At 65.0% G+C, this 17,659-nt stretch carries 15 protein-coding genes and 1 pseudogene; 3 read left to right on the forward strand and 13 right to left on the reverse strand.

Annotation, left to right across the window (positions count from 1 at the left end; genetic code table 11):
- Nucleotides 1–17: 17 nt before the first annotated feature.
- On the reverse strand, nt 18–1,529 hold the full coding sequence (gene argH / locus EV675_RS03435) for an argininosuccinate lyase (RefSeq protein ID WP_130356008.1): 1,512 nt from the start codon (nt 1,527–1,529) through the stop codon (nt 18–20).
- A gap of 129 nt (nt 1,530–1,658) precedes the next feature.
- Here argH and EV675_RS03440 point away from each other — a divergent pair, with 129 nt between their 5' ends.
- Nucleotides 1,659–2,558 carry a LysR substrate-binding domain-containing protein gene (locus tag EV675_RS03440; RefSeq protein ID WP_130356009.1) on the forward strand — a complete coding sequence of 300 codons (900 nt, stop codon included), beginning with the start codon at nt 1,659–1,661 and terminating at the stop codon, nt 2,556–2,558.
- A gap of 64 nt (nt 2,559–2,622) precedes the next feature.
- Here the strand turns inward: EV675_RS03440 and EV675_RS03445 are convergent, their stop codons facing one another.
- From EV675_RS03445 to EV675_RS03485, 9 genes are all read right to left on the reverse strand, one after another.
- On the reverse strand, nt 2,623–3,822 hold the full coding sequence (locus EV675_RS03445; protein ID WP_130356010.1) for a PepSY-associated TM helix domain-containing protein: 1,200 nt from the start codon (nt 3,820–3,822) through the stop codon (nt 2,623–2,625).
- An 11-nt stretch (nt 3,823–3,833) separates the two neighbouring features.
- Nucleotides 3,834–6,383 (reverse strand): TonB-dependent siderophore receptor, encoded by a 2,550-nt coding sequence (locus tag EV675_RS03450; protein ID WP_130356011.1) that lies wholly within the window; start codon nt 6,381–6,383, stop codon nt 3,834–3,836.
- 95 nt (nt 6,384–6,478) lie between these two features.
- Nucleotides 6,479–7,504, reverse strand: a complete 1,026-nt coding sequence (locus EV675_RS30170) for a FecR domain-containing protein (RefSeq protein WP_130356012.1) — start codon at nt 7,502–7,504, stop codon at nt 6,479–6,481.
- Between the two features lie 4 nt (nt 7,505–7,508).
- The gene (locus EV675_RS03460) at nt 7,509–8,021 is read right to left on the reverse strand and encodes a sigma-70 family RNA polymerase sigma factor (protein ID WP_165404601.1); all 513 of its coding nucleotides are present in this window, start codon (nt 8,019–8,021) and stop codon (nt 7,509–7,511) included.
- A 114-nt stretch (nt 8,022–8,135) separates the two neighbouring features.
- Nucleotides 8,136–9,788, reverse strand: a complete 1,653-nt coding sequence (locus EV675_RS03465; RefSeq protein ID WP_130356013.1) for a sigma-54-dependent Fis family transcriptional regulator — start codon at nt 9,786–9,788, stop codon at nt 8,136–8,138.
- Nucleotides 9,789–9,912: 124 nt separating this feature from the next.
- Complete coding sequence (locus EV675_RS03470) at nt 9,913–10,890, reverse strand: Bug family tripartite tricarboxylate transporter substrate binding protein (RefSeq protein WP_130356014.1); 978 nt, start codon at nt 10,888–10,890, stop codon at nt 9,913–9,915.
- Nucleotides 10,891–10,923: 33 nt separating this feature from the next.
- Nucleotides 10,924–11,580: a flavin reductase family protein gene (locus EV675_RS03475; RefSeq protein ID WP_130356015.1), complete on the reverse strand. Its 657-nt coding sequence runs from the start codon at nt 11,578–11,580 to the stop codon at nt 10,924–10,926.
- Complete coding sequence (locus EV675_RS03480) at nt 11,561–12,169, reverse strand: cupin domain-containing protein (protein WP_130356016.1); 609 nt, start codon at nt 12,167–12,169, stop codon at nt 11,561–11,563. Before EV675_RS03480 ends, EV675_RS03475 begins: the two co-directional genes overlap by 20 nt.
- On the reverse strand, nt 12,166–13,104 hold the full coding sequence (locus EV675_RS03485; RefSeq protein WP_130356017.1) for an alpha/beta hydrolase: 939 nt from the start codon (nt 13,102–13,104) through the stop codon (nt 12,166–12,168). The genes EV675_RS03480 and EV675_RS03485 overlap by 4 nt, the downstream gene beginning before the upstream one ends.
- Nucleotides 13,105–13,181: 77 nt before the next feature.
- On the opposite strand from EV675_RS03485, the gene EV675_RS03490 reads away from it, so the two are divergent.
- The gene (locus EV675_RS03490) at nt 13,182–14,096 is read left to right on the forward strand and encodes a LysR family transcriptional regulator (protein WP_242621320.1); all 915 of its coding nucleotides are present in this window, start codon (nt 13,182–13,184) and stop codon (nt 14,094–14,096) included.
- Nucleotides 14,097–14,126: 30 nt separating this feature from the next.
- Here EV675_RS03490 and EV675_RS03495 read toward each other — a convergent pair whose 3' ends face one another.
- A complete protein-coding gene (locus EV675_RS03495) occupies nt 14,127–14,393 on the reverse strand; it encodes a hypothetical protein (RefSeq protein ID WP_130356019.1) in 267 nt (88 codons plus the stop codon).
- A 200-nt stretch (nt 14,394–14,593) separates the two neighbouring features.
- Between EV675_RS03495 and EV675_RS03500 the strand changes: the two genes are divergently transcribed.
- Nucleotides 14,594–15,922, forward strand: a complete 1,329-nt coding sequence (locus EV675_RS03500) for an amidohydrolase family protein (protein ID WP_165404410.1) — start codon at nt 14,594–14,596, stop codon at nt 15,920–15,922.
- A 69-nt stretch (nt 15,923–15,991) separates the two neighbouring features.
- Here the strand turns inward: EV675_RS03500 and EV675_RS03505 are convergent.
- Nucleotides 15,992–17,177, reverse strand: a pseudogene (locus EV675_RS03505) (HipA domain-containing protein).
- A 2-nt stretch (nt 17,178–17,179) separates the two neighbouring features.
- Nucleotides 17,180–17,422 carry a helix-turn-helix domain-containing protein gene (locus tag EV675_RS03510; RefSeq protein WP_130356021.1) on the reverse strand — a complete coding sequence of 81 codons (243 nt, stop codon included), beginning with the start codon at nt 17,420–17,422 and terminating at the stop codon, nt 17,180–17,182.
- Between the last annotated feature and the right edge of the window lie 237 nt (nt 17,423–17,659).

Below are 17,659 nucleotides of genomic sequence, written 5' to 3' on the forward strand. Positions count from 1 at the left end.
ATTGAAGGGATCCGTGCTCACTTCGCTTCGACGGCGACCAGCGCGCGGATGCGTTCCTGCAACGACTCCCGGGCGTCGTGGATGCGCCGGGCCGTCCGGTCGATGACGGTTCTTTGCTTGTCCAGGCGGGCGCGCTGCTCGCCCAGGTGCTCGAGCACGCGCTTAGGTGCGGGACCGCCCTGCGACTGGCGGGCGGCCACGTTGCCATGCGGGTCCAGGCAACTGGCCAGGTCGTCCTCGCGCAGCTCGATCCGCCGCCCCAGTTGCTCTCTGGCCGCCGTCGCGATCATCGCGGGCGTGATCTGCCTGGCCGACAAGCCCTGGTCCAGCGCCTGCCGCACGACGGCGCCGATGATGTGATGCGCGTCGCGGAACGAGGTATCGGCCTTGCGGACCAGCAGATCGGCCAGATCGGTTACGGTGGAGAAGTCCTCCGCCGCGCGCGCAGCCATGCGCTCGCGGTTGGGCTCCACCCGTTCCACCAGCAGCTTCATCAAGGTCAGGGCTTTCAGCGCTTCCTCGCAGGCCTCCCAGCAGGTCCGGGTGCTTTCCCGGCTGCTGTCGCCCGAGTGCGTGAAGTGCGTGGACTTCACGGTGGAGAAAGCCGCCGTCGTCAGGCCGATCAAGTGGCCCGCCTTGCCCCGCAGGTTCTCCAGCACCGCCGGGTTCTTCTTCTGCGGCATGATGCTGGACGTACTGGCGATGCTGTCCGGGAAGGACAGGAAACCGAACTCCGGCGTGGACCAGATGTAGAAATCCTGCACCAGGCGGCTGCACGTGATCATCATGATAGCCAGCGCCGCGCTCAGCTCCAGCGCGAAATCCCGCGAGGCCACGCCGTCCAGCGCATTGGCCAGCGGCTGGCTGAAGCCCAGCATGGAACTGGTCAGCGCACGGTCGATGGGGAACGACGTGCCGGCCAGCGCGCAGGAACCCAGGGGCGACGCATTCGCCGTATCCAGCGTGTGCAGCACGCGATCGATGTCGCGCGACCACGCGTCCACCAGCGCCGACAAGTAGTAGCCGTAGGTGATCGGCTGGGCCGCCTGCATGTGCGTGTAGCCGGGCATCACGCAATCGGCATATTGCCCGGCCCGATCCAGCGCGGCCTGCGCCAGGCCGATCAACGCCGTACCGATGCGCATCCCGAAATCCCGCGCCCGGATGCGATCGATGGTCGCGCCCATGTCGTTGCGGCTGCGCGCCGTATGCAGCCGGCCGCCCACGTCCTGGCCCGCCAGCTTGATCAGATGGGCCTCGTAGTTGAAATAGGCTTCTTCCCGCGCCGGGTCGAGCTCCACGACGTCCGGGCCGTCGGCCTGCATTTTCAGCAGCGCCTTGGCGAGCTGGATGGACGTGCTTTTGTCCAGGATCCCTTGCTCGTCCAGCATCAGCAGATGGGCAAGATTGATCTGATGCAGCAATTCGAAATTGGCGAAGAACTCCCGGTTCAGGCGCGGCAGGAAGATGAACTCGATCACCTCCTGCGCGAGGGGTTGCTTCAGGCGGGCACTGACTTTGGATTCCATGTGGTGGGCCGGTGATGAATGCAGGAATGCAGTCTCCATCTCGGCCAACCCATACGTCAAATCACAGATTGACGGTTTCAAATACAAAAATGATATGCTCGACGCGCATGCATCGGAATGGAATCAGCCATGAACTTCAAGCAGGTCGAAGCCTTTCGCGCGGTGATGATGACGCGGTCGATGACCACCGCGGCGGGGCTGCTGCATACGTCGCAGCCGAACGTCAGCCGATGGATTGCGTTGCTGGAGAAGACGCTGGGTTTCGCGCTGTTCCAGCGATTGGGGACACGCTTGATTCCGACACCGGAAGCGGAAGCGTTCTACGCGGACGTGGAGCGCGCGTTCATCGGGTTGGAGTCGCTGAACGACAGCGCCAACTCGATCCGGCTGCGCGGCAAGGGATTGCTGCGCGTGGGGGCGGTGGGGATGATCACGCAATGTGTGATGCCGGATGCCATGCGGATCTTCCGGGAAAAGGTTTCGGACATCCCGGTGGTGGTCAATACCGGTGGATCGGATGTCGTGGCGAAATGGGTGGCGACAGGGTATTGCGATATCGGGTTTTGTTCGATACATACCGATCTGCCGAGTTTGCAGTATGAGCGGATCAATACGGCTTACGGTGTGGGGGTCGTGCCGAAGAAGCACAGGCTTGCCAGGAAGAAGGTGCTCAAGCCTTCGGACTTCGACGGGGAGGATTTCATTTCGCTGCCGGCGGGGAGTTTCAATCGGGCGGCGATTGATCGGCACTTTGTGCGGGATAAGCGGGTGCTGTCGATCGAGACACCTTATGCGACGACGATATGCACCATGGTGGCTAAGGGGTTGGGGGTATCGATTGTGAATCCGGTGGTAGCGAGGGCGATGCGGGTTCCGGGGGTTTGCGAGGTGGGGTTTTCGGAGAAGGTGGAGCTTTATAGTTATGCGGTTACGTCGGAGAATTTTCCGGTTGGGGCGTTGGCTAGGCGGATGGGGGATTGTGTGAAGGAGGTTTTTTCCGGTTTCAACAACGCCCTGGTGGACGTCTGAAAAGCCCCTTGGCGTACTCTTCTATGTGTGGAACAAGGCGGCGATGGACGAAACGCCACGCCGCCTACGATTGCGAGCGCAATTTGTTCGCTATCCGGCCTCGGCGCTTGCGCACCCATATCACCAGGCCTGTCACGCTCAGCGCGGCGACAAACACCCCCATGAACGACATCAGCACGCGCCCCGGCATGCCCAGCAGCCGGCCGGAGTGAAGCGGCAACTGGGCCTGCATGAAGACGTCGCCCGCGGTGCCTTGACCCGGCACCTTTTCGCCAACGACCGCCCCCGAGTCCCCGTCCAGGTAGAGAACCTCGTTGCCCATGCCGTCGTCATCCCGGTCGTTTTCGGGCGTGAAGAACGCCACGCCGTAGATGCCGAAGCGCTGGGCATAGAAGATGGATCCGGCGGGAGCGGTCCAGCCGCGGCGGCGGCCCTCGGCCTCGGCCACTTCGATAGCCCGCTCTCGGCTCAGCAGCGGGTCGGCCAGTTCCCGCTCGCGACTGCCCTGGCGCGACTGAAATGGCGAGGGAGTCAGAGGCGATAGCATCGATACCAGCGGCCGCATCACCTGAGTCCCCAGGTTCAGCGATACCGAGGTCACGGCCAGCATCAGCAGCAGACCCCATACCCACACGCCGCCGGAGCGGTGGAGATCGAAATTGAGCTTGGCGCCGCCCTGGCGCAGCCGGAAGCTCAGCGACTTGCGCCAGGAGCGCGCGCTGGGAAAGGAAATCCAGAGCGCAAGAAAACAGTCGACGGTCCACACCGCCGACACAACCCCCATCAGCCACACCCCGAATTCGATGCCCCAACCTTTGGGAATGTGCATGGTGTAGTGCAGCTTATAGAGGAAGGGCAGCAGGTTCTCGCGCGACAACGATATTCGTCCCCACTGCCTGTGGCCCTGGGCCTGGCCGGTGGCCGGGTCCAGGGCCAACTGGTTGAAGCCGAGGGCGTATGGTGCGCCGGTGTCGGGATCGATGCGCGCGGCCACGCCCAGCATCGCCGTGTGGCCGGGTTCCAGCGTCAGCGGCAGGAAGCTGACCCGCAGGCGCGGATCGGCCGCCTCGGCCCGGCGCGCCAGTTCCAGAGGTGCAAGCGGGGTATCCGTCGCACCGGAGTCAGCCCGGAACAGTCGGGGATTGGCCCACTCGTCGAGTTCGTGGTCCCAGGCAATCACCGCGCCCGTCAAGCCGGCGATGAACAGGAAACCGGCGATGAACAGGCCGCACCAGCGGTGCAGCACTACCAGCGCGCCGCGCATGCCGCCGCGTTTCAAAACCGGTAGCGCGCGGACAGCATCACGTTGCGCGGCTCGCCATAGACGTTGCTGGGGAAACTCGCGCTGCCGGACAACGCGTTGTAGTACTTCTTGTCGAATACATTGTTGATGTTGAGCCGCAGGTCCAGATTTTGTGTGGCCTGCCAGCCCACCACCAGGTCGACCACGACGTAGGCGCTTTGAGTAATGTTGAAGGGGACGCCACTCGTGGTGCCCTTGTTGTAGATGAAGCCCTGGCGATAAACCGACCCACCGATGCGCCAGCCCTGCAGGTCACCGGACAGCCGGTACATGGTCGACAGCTTGAACAGGTGCCGTGGCGTATCGGTGTCGAAGAGCGCGCCTACATTGCTGGCGGTCGCATCCTTGCGATAGCGCGCGATGGCAACCGTGTAGCCGGCACCCACCTGCCAGTTGGGCGTGATGGCGCCCTGCACCTCAAACTCCACGCCCTGACTGCGGACCTCTCCAGCGGCCGAATAGCACGTGACGGTCGGGTAGTTTGCGCATTGAGTCTGGTCGGTGCTGCGGAATGCGCGGTTTTTCTGGTCCATGCGGAACACCGCTGCCGAGGCATTCAGTGCGCCATCGAAGTATTCTCCCTTGATACCGATTTCGTAATTGCGGCCCACCACCGGATCGAGCAGCTTGTTGCTGGCATCCCGGTAGTTCTGGGGTTTGAAGACGTCGGTATAGCTCGCATAGATCGCATGCTGATCGTTCAGGTCGTAGACCAGGCCGGCGTATTTCGTCAGATGGTTGTTGACGCTGTAGCGGTTGTTAGCGCTGACGGAAGGCGTGTTGGAGCTGAAGTTCGGATACGTGTTGACGGTGTCGTTGTAGTCGAACCAGTCCACCCGCCCGCCCAGTATCAGCTTCAGCCGGTCGGCCAGATTCAGGCGCGTCGTGGCGTACACGCTTTGCTGGGTGATCTTCGCGTCCATCCAGTCGCGCAAAGGGATGTTCGGGTCGGCCACGGCGCCGGGATCGAAGTTGTACGGGTCGAGGCTGCTGTTGAGCACCAGGCCTTGGCGGCTGTTGCCGTCGAAATCGATGTTGCGGTAGCTGGCGCCCAGCACGAGCTCGTGCTTGCGGCCCAACAGTTCGAAGGGGCCGTTGGCATACAGGTCCACGCTGCTCTGCTTTTCCCGGTGGGCGTTGCGCGCGCCGAGCTGGCTGTAGTTGCCGGTGGTAACGCTGTGGCTGAGGTAATGGCCCTGCATGTCGACATCGGCCTGTGCATAGTAGGCCGAGAGGTGCATACGCCAGCCGTTGTCGAATCGGTGGTCCAGCCCCATGAAGGCGGAGTCGGTAGTCTTGTTCCAATGTTCCCAGTTACTGGCGTAGGACGTGGACCGGGGCAGTCCCAGATCGCTGCCGTCGCTAGCCACGGGAAGGCCGGTGAAGCCGTTGCCGTGCAGCCGGTTTTCCTGGTGCAACGCACTGAGCGTGACCGTGGTGGAGGCATCCAGATCCTTCTCCAGGATCCCATAGAGCGTCTGGCCCTTGCTGCTTTCGCCGCGCTTGTAGCTTCCGTAGTCTTGAGTGGCGATCACCGTGCGACCGCGCAGACTGCCGTCCTCCGACAGCGGACCGGAGGCGTCCAACTCTGCCCTGTAGCGGTCCCAACTTCCAGCGCTCACGCCGACGGACATTTGCGGCACCTTGGTCGGTCGCTTGCGCACCAGGTTGATGGCGGCTGAGGGGTTGCCCGCGCCCTGCGCCAGGCCGGTGGCGCCACGCACGATCTCCACGCGGTCGTAGATGGCCATGTCGGTGGCCAGCAGGTCCTGCGACAGGTTGGAGCTGTCCAGGCTCACCGGCAGGCCGTCGTACATGATGTTGTCTACGTACATGCCGCGCGAATAGAAGGATGCGCGCTCCGGCCCGAACCGCCGAAAGGTCAGGCCGGGGGCGGTCTGGACCACGTCGTTGACCGTCGCCAGGCCTTGGTCCTCAATGCGCTCGCGGGTGATGACGGTGACGGCCTGCGGCGTATCGCGCATCGACAGGTTGAGCCGGGTGGCCGTGCTCGTGCTGCCCGTGGTATACGAGTGCGTACCTTCGGTGGTGCTGTCGGCAACAGCCGTGCCGATCACGGTGACTAATGGCAGCATGCCGGCCGCGGGCGCCTCGGCAGCCGAAGCCGGTGGCGAGGCTGCGGGAGTGCTGTCGGCTCGCAGCACGAATGCGCCGTTGTCCAATTGCACAGCCCGAAGGCCGGTCCCGTCCAGCAGCAGGCCCAAGGCGCTAGCGACTGGGTAGCGACCGTTCACGCCGGTCGTGCGCTTGCCGTCGCTCTGCTCAGCCGTGAAGCTCAACATGATGTTGGCGGTGCTTGCCAGCTCGCGCAACGCTGGGGCCAACGGCCCGGCGGGTATGCGGAAGTCGGTGACGGACGTACCGGACGCTTGCGCAGCGCCCTGCGCCCTCGCGAGAGACGGTGCCCCGACCGTAACGCTCAGGGCCAGTGCCAGGACGGCGAGCGCGACGGGAGATGGATGTGGCCCCCCCGAATGGCGGCCCCGCTGCAAATTCGACATGTCGTTCCTCGTGATCGGACCTCCGGAAATTCCGGTCCCTCATGAGGTAGGTGCCGCGAGAATGCCAATCGGGCAGTCAATGCGGAAAAAATATTTCAGAGGCGCCGATCCGCAGGGACAACCGTCGCCCAGTAACGGGTACGCCACTGCACGCGTACCGGCAGCACGCTGGGCAGCGTGGCCAGAATGCGATCGGTGTCCGCCAAGGGAAAGACGCCTGACAGGCGCAGACCCGCGACCTGGGGATCGACACGCAGCATGCCCGGCCGGTAGCGATCCAACTCGGCCAGGAAATCATCGAGGCGCTGCTCGTCAGCCAGGAGTTGGCCCCGAGTCCACGCGTCCGTGTGCTCACCGGCCAGACCGGGTGCCTCGATCGTCTCGCGGCTGAACTGCGTCTGCTCGCCAGCGTGCAGCACACGCGTGCTGGCTGGCGTTCCCCGGGAAGAGATCTCAACGGCGCTCTCCAGAACCGCTACGCTGGTGCGTTCGGGGCGCTGGCGTACGGTGAAACGGGTGCCCAGCGAGCGGATGATGCCTTCGGCGGTCTCCACCAGCAGCGGCCGGGGATCGGCGGACAAACTCGGCCCATGACGAGTCGCGACCATGATTTCGCCCGCCACCAGCAGGATGCGGCGCTCACTGGCATCGAATCGAAGATTCACTGCGCTGCCCGTGTTGAGCATGAGCTGCGTGCCGTCCGCTAGTGCAAAGCGGCGCTGCTCTCCTGTAGCACTCCGGCAGTCGGCCATACTGGCCTGCCAGGGACCGGTACGTGAAACGAGAAACCCGGCGCCGGCGGCTAGACCGCCCCACACGAGTACCTGCGTGGTCCGTCGACGAACCACGGAAGATGGCCGGCGGCTCGCACCATAGGATGACAGAGCCGTGTATGCCGGACTGGGTCCCAACGATTTCATTCGACCCGTGACGGACTCGACGTGCTGCCAGGCAGCTTCATGGTCGGCATGCGCCTGGCGCCACTGGCGCCACTGTCTTTGCTGCTCCTCACCCGCCTCACCAGACATCAACAGCGTGAGCCAGTCCGCGGCAGCATCCGCAGTGGCCCGGCTGATCACCCGACCATTGGGCAGGGTCAAGGTGTCGCTATGGGTGGCCACGGCGTCAGAACGTCATTGCGAACAGGCATTCGCGGTTGGCCCTGGCGAGATACTGCTTGACCGAGCTGGCCGAGACCCCTAGCCGCTTGGCGATCTCGGCGTAGCTCAGTTCGGCCAAGTGTGCCAACAGAAAAGCTTCCCGCACCTTGAGAGGCAATCCATCAAGCACGCGGTCAATCTCCTGAAGACTCTGGACCGCGATAAGTCGCGTCTCTGGTGAAGGGGCCACTTCTTCGGGCAGGCTCGCGATGGCTTCGAAATAGGCGGTTTCGAGCAGTTGCCGACGATGGCGGTGCGCAAGCAGCCGATTGGCGATCGTCGCCAGGAACGGCCGCGGCTCACGGATCTCCTCGGTCGCAGTTTTGCGGTCCAGCAGGCTTAGGAAAGTATCCTGCGCCACATCAGCCGCCGTAAATGTGTCGCCGATGCGCCTGCGCAGCCAGCCCTGAAGCCAAGTGCTGTGCTCGGCATACAGGCCGGTCAAGTCATCGGCAAGCGGTAAATCCGGAGCGGGCATCAGGGCGAAAGGGAGCAAGTAAAAATGAGAATTGATCTCATTTTAAATACTCGAACGATAATCCGCAAGCAATCGGACCACAGGCTATGAAAGGGCCCGGCCGTCGGCCCCCCCCTAAACCGGTATCCCCTCCCTCTTCAACCGATAAGCCAACTGCGCCCTGGTAATCCCCAACAACCGAGCCGCCTTACTCAAATTCCCCCCCGCCCGCTGCATCGCCACGCGCATCATCCCCTGCTCCAGCGTCCCCAGCGGCACATTCCTCTCGATCAGATCTCCACAAACCAGATCGATCTCCCCACCTTCCCCTTCCACCACCTCCCCACCATCCGCCACACGCCCCGGACAATCCCCGCCCGGCAGCCGCTGCCCGAACAAATGCGTCGCCTCGATCGACTCCCCATCCGGACTCAACAACACCGCGCGCTCGATCACGTTCTCCAGCTCGCGCACGTTCCCCGGCCAATGGTGATTCAGCAACTCCTGCATCGCCCGATCCGTCAGCCCGCCCGGCTTCTTACCGTATAGCCCGCCGTACTTCTGCAGGAAACGGCTGGCCAGCACGGGAATATCCGCCCGCCGCTCGCGCAATGGCGGAATGGTGATGGGAAAGGTATTCAACCGGTAGTACAGATCCGGCCGGAAGCGCCCGTCCTGCATGGCCTTCTGCAAATCGACATTGGTGGCCGCAACGATGCGGACGTCGACGCGTTGCGATTTTTCGCTGCCCAGGCGTTCGATTTCGCCGCTTTGCAGCGCGCGCAGCAGCTTGACCTGGATGGCCAGGGGCAGATCGCCGATTTCGTCCAGGAACAGGGTGCCGCCGTTGGCGCGCTCGAAGCGACCGGAGCGGGCCAGGTGGGCGCCGGTATAGGCGCCCTTCTCCACGCCGAACAGTTCGGCCTCGATCAGGTCGGCCGGAATCGCGCCGCAGTTGACCGCAATGAACGGTCCCTTGGCCCGTTCGCCGTTGTCGTGCAGCCAGCGGGCGAACACTTCCTTGCCGACGCCGGTCTCGCCTTGCAGCAGGACGGTGATGGGGCTGCCGGCCGCGCTGCGCAGCAGTTCGAACGCCGCCTGGAAGGCGGCGGAAGCACCGGCCAGGGGTTGGTTGGCGGGCTTGCGGGTGGAGGACGAACGCAGGTGTTCGAGGCCGATGGAATATTCGATCAGCTGGCCCGCGAAGGGATGGGGCGCGAAGTAGTTGAGGTAGGCCTCGTCCTGCCAGGCGTCGGCGGGCTGGCCGACGATGCGGCAGTGGGTGTCTCCCTGGGCGCGGCACTCGATTTCCTTGTAGACGATGGGCGAGCCCATGAAGGCGCTGGAATAGCCGGAGGCATAGCCGATCTGGGTCCAGCATGCCGGGTCTTCGCCGTGGCCGTATTCCTGGACGTCGGCTTCGCATTCCCAGGAGTTGCGCCACAGGAATTCGCCGTAGAAGTGATTCCTGGCAAGGTCGATGCTGAGTTCTATGGGTTCGACCTGGACGACGCCTTCTACGGCGTGCAGCTTGGGGCCGAGCAGGAAGGCTTCGTTGGTCTGCATGCCGGCGCGGCGGCGCTTGACGGCGTAGGCGCCGTCGCGCATGCCGGAGGCGTAGCCCATGCGGACCAGGAGGCCCCGGGTGCGCTCCACGCCCAGGGAGTCGAACAGTTCCTTGCGCAGGGCGCCCAGGGCGCGCGCGTGCAGGAGCAGCATGCGCTCTTCGTCCAGCCAGATGTGGCCGGAGGCGGTGCTGAATTTGAGGGAGGACAGGGGGCTCTGCAAAATCGTCTCCTGCCGGGCTATGCCGTGGTGTTATGCCGTATTCTCGCACCCCGCGCGGGGGCGCGCATCCGGTACGGATACCAGGCACCGGGGCAAGCCGGCGGGAGACGCGGCGGCGCCGCGTTCAGTCCAGGCGGATTCCTCCGTTCTTGATGACCGGCGCCAGGCGTTCGATCTCGGCTCGGGCGAAGTCCATGACGGCCTCCGGAGGGCCGGGCATGACGTCCAGCGCCTGGCCGGCCAGTTGCTTGGCGACCGCGGGGTCGCGCAGGACGGCGTTGAGTTCGGTGTTCAGGCGGCCGATGACGGCGGGCGGGGTGGCGCTGGGGGCGATCAATGCATAGCGCACGGAAAAGTCGAAGTCCTTGTAGCCCAGCTCGCGCAAGGTGGGCACGTCGGGCAGGGCGCCGCTGCGCCGGCCGCTCAGGACCGCCAGCGGCCGCAGCCGGCCGCCGTCGATGAAGGGTTTGGCCGAGGCGACGAGGTCGAACACCGAGGCGATGTCGCCGGCCAGCAGCGCGTTCAGCGCCGGCGGGCTGCCTTTGAAGGGCACGTGCATGAGGTCGGCGCCGGCCTGGCTCTTGAACAGTTCGCCGGCGATGTTCATGGCGGTACCGTTGCCGGCCGAACCATAGGCCAGCGAGCCCGCCCGCGATGCCTTGACGAAGTCGCCCACGGACCGGACCGGGGATTGCGCGTTCACCACCAGCACCAGCGGCGAGTAGGCCAGCATGCCGATGCCGGTGAAGTCCTTGCGGGCGTCGTAGGCCTGGCGTTCGTACAGCAGCGGATAAAGTACCAGGGGCGTGGTGCCGCCCAGCATCATGGTGTAGCCGTCGGCGGGGGCATCGGCCACGTATTTGGCGGCGATGGCGCCGCCCGCGCCGGGTTTGTTCTCGACGATGACCGGCTGGCCGAGCCGGCGCCCCAGGCCATCGGCCACGACGCGGCCCAGGATGTCGGCGGCGCCGCCGGGCGTGTAGGGAACCACGAGCTTGACCGGCCTGGCGGGAAAGCCCTGCGCCATGGCCGGGGCGCCCAGGGCTAGGACGGCATGGGCGGCCGCCGCGGCAATGCCGCGCAGGCAGTGTGAAATCTTCATGTTGTCTCCTTTTCTTGGGAAGCCTGCGGTGGTTCAGCCGCTGGTGGCGGGCACGCCGGGAATCTCGGGGCGTCCCATCTGGAAGCGGTCGGTCACCCGCGTGTACATGCCGGCGCCTTCCAGCCGGCCGATGGGGGCCAGCCGCGCGGCGTCCACATAGAACTTGGCCGGGTCCACGATGCCTTCCCGGTAATGCATCATGACCACTTCGCCGATGACGAGATGGTTGGGCCGGCGGCCGACCTTGATGATGTCGATCAGGCGGCATTCGAACTGGGCCGGGCATTCCACCAGACGGGGCGGTCGCACCTTGACGGACGGTGCCGTCCGCAGCCGGGCGAAGTCGATCTCGCTGGTGCCCGGCGGGAAATCGGCCGAACAGATGTTCATCTTTTCCTTGACGCCTTCGTCCACGATATGGACGACGAATTCCGGCAGGCGCTCGATGTTGCGGCCGGTGTCCTTGACTTCCCCTGCCCGCGGCGTCAGCGAGAACATCAGCATGGGCGGATCGACGCCGACCATGTTGAACAGGCTGAAGGGCGCCGCGTTGGCCACGCCGTCGGGCGCCAGGGTCGTCACCAGCGCGATGGGGCGGGGAATGATGGTCCCGCTCATCAGCTTGTACTGTTGCCTGGGCTCCAGCGCGTCCGGGTCGAAGGACGCCATGTCAGGCTCGCGCGGGTTCATGGGCCGCCTCCTTGCCTATCGTGAATTTCCAGCCGGCCGTCTCCAGCCTGGAGACGATCTCGGGCCCGAAGCGGGCGGCGATTTTCTCCGCGGTGGCCGGATCGCGGTCGATGTCGTCGAACTGGTCGCGTTCGCCCTGCACGATCACGAGCAATTGCGCGTCCTGCTCCGACAGGTTCTGGAAGCGGCGGGTGACGGCGGGCGGCAGCGCGATCAGGTCCAGGTGTTCGAGCACGGTGCTTTCCTCGCCATGGTCGCCCCACTGGATCAGCCAGCGCCCCGTCAGGCACATGAAGGTCTCGTGGGTGTGATAGTGCACGTGAAGCCCCGGCCCCTGCCCGGGCGGGCAGGTGACGATGCCCAGCCGGAACACGCCGGCGTCCCCGCCTTCCACGGCGGGACGGGGCGAGATCTGCCCCGGCAACGGCCCTGGGGACATGACGTTGAAGGTGGCCTTGGCCGTGATCATTTCCATGACCTCCTGGGGCAGGCCCAGTTTTTCCTGGATGCGCGCCTTGGTCGAGACCAGATCCTTGAACCTGGCGATGCGGCCTTGCATTTCTTCCTGGGTGGGGGTGTATCGCTTCATGATGGAAGGGTTTCCATGAGGGGGAAATCGAACAGGCTGCGGACCTGTGCCGCGGCCTGCTCCAGTGCGAGGCGGGCCGGGCGCAGCGCGGCCGCGTGCATCACGAACGCATGCGGCATGTCCGGGAAGCGCGCGAGCTGGTGGGGGACCGCCGCCCGTTGCAGGCCGTCGGCAAGCGCCTGGGCATCGGCCAGCAAGGGGTCCGCCGTGCCGCAGCCCAACCATACGGGAGGCAGCCCGTGCAGGTTCTGGCGCAGAGGGACCGGTCCGGGTACGGCGTCGGGATCCGCGTCGCCGAGATAGCTGCGCCATACCCATTGGGAATACGGCCGCGCGCCGGGTCGGGGGCCGCCGCAATTGGGATAGAACAGGACGAGTCCGGCGGGCAGGTCTTGCTGCCCGTCGCGCAGCGCCAGCGTGGCGGACAGCGCCAGTGTCGCGCCCGCGGATTCGCCGAAGAACACCCATGCGCCCTGCCGCAGGCCCAGTTCCGCGCCATGGCGCCGGAGCCATGCCAGCACGCACAGGATTTCGTCCTGCTGGACGGGATAGCGGTGCTCGGGGGTCTTGCGGTAGTCGATGGCGGCGACCACGCAGCCGGTCAGCACCGCCAGGCGATGCAGGGTACCCAGGTGCGAATCGATGCCGCCGGCCCAGAATCCCGCGCCGCGCAGGAATACCAGGCAGGGCGCGTGCGGACGCCGGTGGGCGCAGATCATCCGCACCGGGATATCTCCATGCGGCCCGCCGATGGCGTGGTCGTCCGACCGGGCCACGTCCGAGACGCCGGTGTTCAAGGCCTGGAAGTAGCGCGACTGCCGCAGGCGGGCTTCCTCGATGGGCTGGGCAAGCGGATCGCCGGGCGCTTGTCCGGCCAGCGCCTGCTGCGCTTGCTGAAAGGTCGAGTACATGGTGGCGGGCGGGTCATTGATCACGACCGGATTAGACTCCAGCCCCCCTGCCCGTTACCATGGGCATTCGCTAATCTTTAAAATCACCAACCATGGATAATATGGATTTTCGCCTGCTGCGTGCCCTGCTCGTCCTGGTCACGGAAAGGAACGTCACCCGCGCCGCGAATCTCCTTGGCGTCGGCCAGCCGGCCCTGAGCCAGACGCTGGGCAAGCTGCGGGAACACTTCAACGACCCGCTGCTGGTCCGCACGCGCGGCGGCATGGTGCCCACCGAACGGGCGCGCGAACTGGAACAGTCGGCGCGCCAGATCCTGGCGGAATACGACCGGATGGTGTCGCCCGCCGACCGCTTCGATCCCGCGACCTCGCGCCGGCGCTTCGTGGTGACCATTCCCGAATATGCCGAGCACATGTTGATGCCGCCCCTGCTGGAGCGCCTGCGGCGGGAATCGCCCGACATCCGCATCGAAGTGCGCCCGCCGCAGCCGGCCCGGGCGATCGAACAACTGGAGGCGGGCGACCTGGATCTGCGCATTGCCTGGCTGCTGGCCCCCACGCCCACGCTGCGTTCCATGCCCTTGTTCCAGGACCAGGTCGTGTGCCTGGCCAGCCGCTCGCACCCCACGATCCGGGACCGGCTGACGGTCGAGGACTTCCTGGGATGTCCACACGTGCGCCCGCTGGGAACGGGACGGCCGACCACGGCCGTCGTGCTGGACGAGGCGTTGGCAAGAGAGGGGCGGAAGATCGAACGGCCGTTCCTGGTCCAGAACTTCCTGACCATCCCGGCCATCGTCTCGCGCACCGACATGCTGGCGACCCTGCCGCGCATGCTGGCCCGGCCATTCGCCGACCAGTACCCGCTGCGGCTGCTGGAGGTTCCGCTGCGCCTGCCCCGCATCCGCTACGCGGCGTACTGGCACGAACGCAGCCACAAGGATCCCGGGCACCGGTGGCTGCGCGGCATGTTCCAGCACGCCGGACGCGAGCTGGCGGCGCGCCCGGCCGGTTAGTCCCGACCGGCGCTGCCGGTTCCTCCGGACCTATCCCCGGATCCGCCCCCACAGATACGCCACCGCCGCGACCGCCGCCACGGACGTGATGGGATGGCGGCGGATGACGTCCCTGGCGCACAGAAGCGCGTTTTCCAGCGTATCGCTGCCTTCGTCCAGGGCATCCGCGGCGGCGTCCTTGGCGCGCCGCGTGGCGCGGGTCACCTTGTCGGCGGTGGCGTGCGCCGCCTTGTCGACGGCGTCAGCGCCTTCTTCCAGGACGTCCTTGGCTTTTTCCACGTTGCTATCCGAGGCCATGCTGTGCTCCTGTCGTGGGTGGGATGAGTTCGCCTCCAGTATTCCCAACTATCCTGGAACAAGCGGCAACGGGGTGCAACAGGTGGTGCGCGCCCTACCGATACCTCGCGGGTATCGTCGTGGCAAAGCCGCCATCTCCTCGGCCGTGCCAAGGCCTCCTAAGATCCGACGCGGATAACGACACCAAAAGGAGACAGGCCATGACACGACACAAGCACGCCTTTCTTGGCGCCCTCTCGGCGCTGCTGCCCATTCTTGCCGCCTGTGGCGGCGGGGGGGACGGCGGCATCGACGTGGCCGGCGGCACGATCCTGCAGAACGCGACGGTGGTGAATACGCGCGACGGTTCGCTCGCCGCAGGCATGAACGTCCACGTGGAGGGCGGGAAGATCCGGCGCATCACCTCGCAGCCGCTGCGCGCCACGGGCGGCGCGCAGGCCATCGACGTCTCGGGCAAGTACGTCGTGCCCGGCTACCTGGACATGCATGCGCATGCGGTGGAAAGTGCCGACCGCGATCCGCCCTATTGGCCCATGATGCTCGCCAGCGGCATCACGGGATTCCGCGAGGAATCCGATTCCCCGGCCAACATGGAACGCGGCAAGGTCCTGAACCAGGACAGCGCCGCGGGGCGGGTGCTGGCGCCGGAGGTCATTTTCCATGGCGGCGAGGCGCACCTGAACCCCACCATCAGCGCGCGGGACGCGAGCAACGCGGGCGCACCGTCCTTCGATCACCTGGGCGCCGGCTGGGGGCTGCTGATGGACTGCTCGAGCGAGGAACAGACGCTGCGCCCGGCGGCGCTGGCCGGGTCGCTGAAGCCGCCCTTCCCGCCCACCTTCGTCACCAACCCGCGCGCCTACGACGGCGCCCAGAACGCGCCGTTCTACCAGCGCATCCTGGACACCTACGATGAAGCCAAGTGCGTCGAGCTGAGCAAGCTGTTCGCGAAGAACGGCACCTGGCAGACGCTGACGCTGATCCGGCTGCGCACGCAGGACTACGGCAACGATGCGCAGTACCGCAATGACCCCAACCTGGTCTATATCGACAAGTCCACGCGCGCGATCTGGCAGCAGGTGGGTGACCAGTTCGCCAAGCTGCCCGCGAGCGCGGTTACTACGCTGCAGCAGTTTTATGAATTGCAGAAGCGGGTTTCCAAGCTCATGAAGCAGAACGGCGTCAAGATCATGGCGGGGTCGGACTTCAGCGGCGACATGAGCATCTGGCTGGTGCCGGGCGTCAGCCTGCACCAAGAGTTCCGCGAACTGGCCTCGGCGGGTTTTTCGCCGCTGGAAGTCCTGCAGATGGCGACGCGGGATCCGGCGGAGTTCCTGGGGCGCCAGTCCAGCCTGGGCTCGGTGGAGGAAGGCAAGGACGCCGACCTGGTGGTGCTGGACGCCAATCCGGTGGCCGACGTGGCGAACCTGGACAGGATCTCGGCCGTGGTGCTAAAGGGCCGGTATCTTTCCGGCGCGGCGCTGGGCAAGATGAAGGCCGATGCCGCCGCGGCGATCGCTAGGCAATAGGATTCTCGCACTCCGAGCCTGGGGCGCGCGGGGGCGCCCCCTGCGCCCCATGGCCCGGTTTGCTGGCAGCTAACTCGGCATGGCCGCCAATCTGGCGGCGGACTGACGCATTCCCGAGGCAATCGACTCAAAGACATCGGCAGGAAAGCCCGCTAGCAGCTTGTTACCCACATCCTCCAGCGCACCATCGACGTTCGCCAACGTTTCCCCGATGATCTGCTCCATATCCGGCCCGTAGCCGCACAAGCGCGCGGTGTTGTTGAAATGCCGGCGTTGCACCTCGGCCAGCTTGTAGTGCTTGTTCTTGCCGGGCAACGCCATCGCCAGCTTCAACTTCTTGTAATCGAGCCGATTAGCACCCTTGCCGATCACGGGCCATGCCGATAGCACATCGTAGAGCGGCGTCAGTTGGTAATGCGCCTGAGGCAACAGATGAATGGAGAAATTCTTGGCATGCCCGTCCGTGGCCGCGAGCAGCCAGAACAGTAATTGGGCCTGCAATAGTGTGCGCAAGTCAGTGTCACGGCGGTCGGAGTTGGCCAGGATGGCGGCAATCTCTTTCAAACCCGGGCCGCCGTCCGCTTCGTATTTGACGTCCGCCCATACGCCGCAGGCTTGGCAGAAGTCCTCCTGAGGCAGGCGCAACCAATAGCCTCCGTCGGCAAGCCGTCGATCAAAGCGCTCGACGATCAATACTTTCTGCTCGCCAAACTCCCCGATCCGGCACGATGCCGCAGGCACGCCGAACGCTGACAGTATTTGCGCGCACAGCCATTCGTTTTCTACGGAGGTACGCATGTCGGCTTGCCGGTTCCCAACCAACCCGAGCGGCAGTTTGAAGATATGCGTCGTGGGCGTCGCACCTAGCGGCCGACACCACCGCCCCTCATGCCACAGCAACGCGGTCTTCTCCTGAGCGCCGGCGATCGAGATCCTGAGCTCTTCGTCATCGTCATCGAGTTGGCCGACTCCTCGCGGCGAACCAGCGGCTCCTCGCAAAATGCGCTCGACGTTGGCGTATCCGATCGCTGTCAGGCAGCAGATTGTCGAAAAAACTACGGACCGCCGCTCCGCGCAGCGGAATCGGATCCAATGGCACAGGCAAGGACAGGGAAAGCGGGCGTCCGACCGGCGAAACCGCCCAAGCGTCGTCGTAGAGGAATTCGTCCGCGCCCCGGGCAGGAAGGTGCCATTGCCCAACTCGAATGCCATTGGCCCATACGTCCAGAGCCCGGGTTTGGGAAGGACGGCCCATGGTCACCACTCGACGCCGGCCGTCGACGGTTTCCCCTTCTCCTGCAGCACCAGGTCCAAACCCAAAATCGCCGTCAACGCCAACAAGCGATCCAGCGTCAGATGCGCGGGGTTCTTTTCGAGTTCCGACAGACGGTTCTGGCTGATACCGAGACGTGAGGCAACCACGGTCTGGGAAAGGCCCATGGACTTGCGGCGACTGACCAACATGGTTCCAACCTGAGAAGACATGGAAATTCGGAACATGGCTTTTCATCGGCTATATCGATAAAATCAATTTATCGCCATTCTCGATATAGCGCAATAACAAATGTTGGCTTGTAATGCCAAGAAATCGGCAATGTCGATAATTCTAAAATATCGCCAATACCGATACTACGTAAAAAAGCCCGGAATGGAAAACCATCCCGGGCTACCAAAGCGCCCTTCGGCGCCACGTGCTAACTACTACTCAAACACCGCGGCGGCCGTCGCAACGGCCTG

The sequence above is a fragment of the Pigmentiphaga kullae genome (assembly GCF_004216695.1).
GTDB classification, from domain to species: Bacteria; Pseudomonadota; Gammaproteobacteria; order Burkholderiales; family Burkholderiaceae_B; genus Pigmentiphaga; species Pigmentiphaga kullae.

Coding starts and splice junctions, on each gene's coding strand:
- argH (WP_130356008.1), bottom strand. CDS start 1,529: ATGGAATCCAAAGTCAGTGCCCGCCTGAAGCAACCCCTCGCGCAGGAG.
- EV675_RS03440 (WP_130356009.1), top strand. CDS start 1,659: ATGAACTTCAAGCAGGTCGAAGCCTTTCGCGCGGTGATGATGACGCGG.
- EV675_RS03445 (WP_130356010.1), bottom strand. CDS start 3,822: ATGCGCGGCGCGCTGGTAGTGCTGCACCGCTGGTGCGGCCTGTTCATC.
- EV675_RS03450 (WP_130356011.1), bottom strand. CDS start 6,383: ATGTCGAATTTGCAGCGGGGCCGCCATTCGGGGGGGCCACATCCATCT.
- EV675_RS03460 (WP_165404601.1), bottom strand. CDS start 8,021: ATGCCCGCTCCGGATTTACCGCTTGCCGATGACTTGACCGGCCTGTAT.
- EV675_RS03470 (WP_130356014.1), bottom strand. CDS start 10,890: ATGAAGATTTCACACTGCCTGCGCGGCATTGCCGCGGCGGCCGCCCAT.
- EV675_RS03475 (WP_130356015.1), bottom strand. CDS start 11,580: ATGAACCCGCGCGAGCCTGACATGGCGTCCTTCGACCCGGACGCGCTG.
- EV675_RS03480 (WP_130356016.1), bottom strand. CDS start 12,169: ATGAAGCGATACACCCCCACCCAGGAAGAAATGCAAGGCCGCATCGCC.
- EV675_RS03490 (WP_242621320.1), top strand. CDS start 13,182: ATGGATTTTCGCCTGCTGCGTGCCCTGCTCGTCCTGGTCACGGAAAGG.
- EV675_RS03495 (WP_130356019.1), bottom strand. CDS start 14,393: ATGGCCTCGGATAGCAACGTGGAAAAAGCCAAGGACGTCCTGGAAGAA.
- EV675_RS03500 (WP_165404410.1), top strand. CDS start 14,594: ATGACACGACACAAGCACGCCTTTCTTGGCGCCCTCTCGGCGCTGCTG.
- EV675_RS03510 (WP_130356021.1), bottom strand. CDS start 17,422: ATGTTCCGAATTTCCATGTCTTCTCAGGTTGGAACCATGTTGGTCAGT.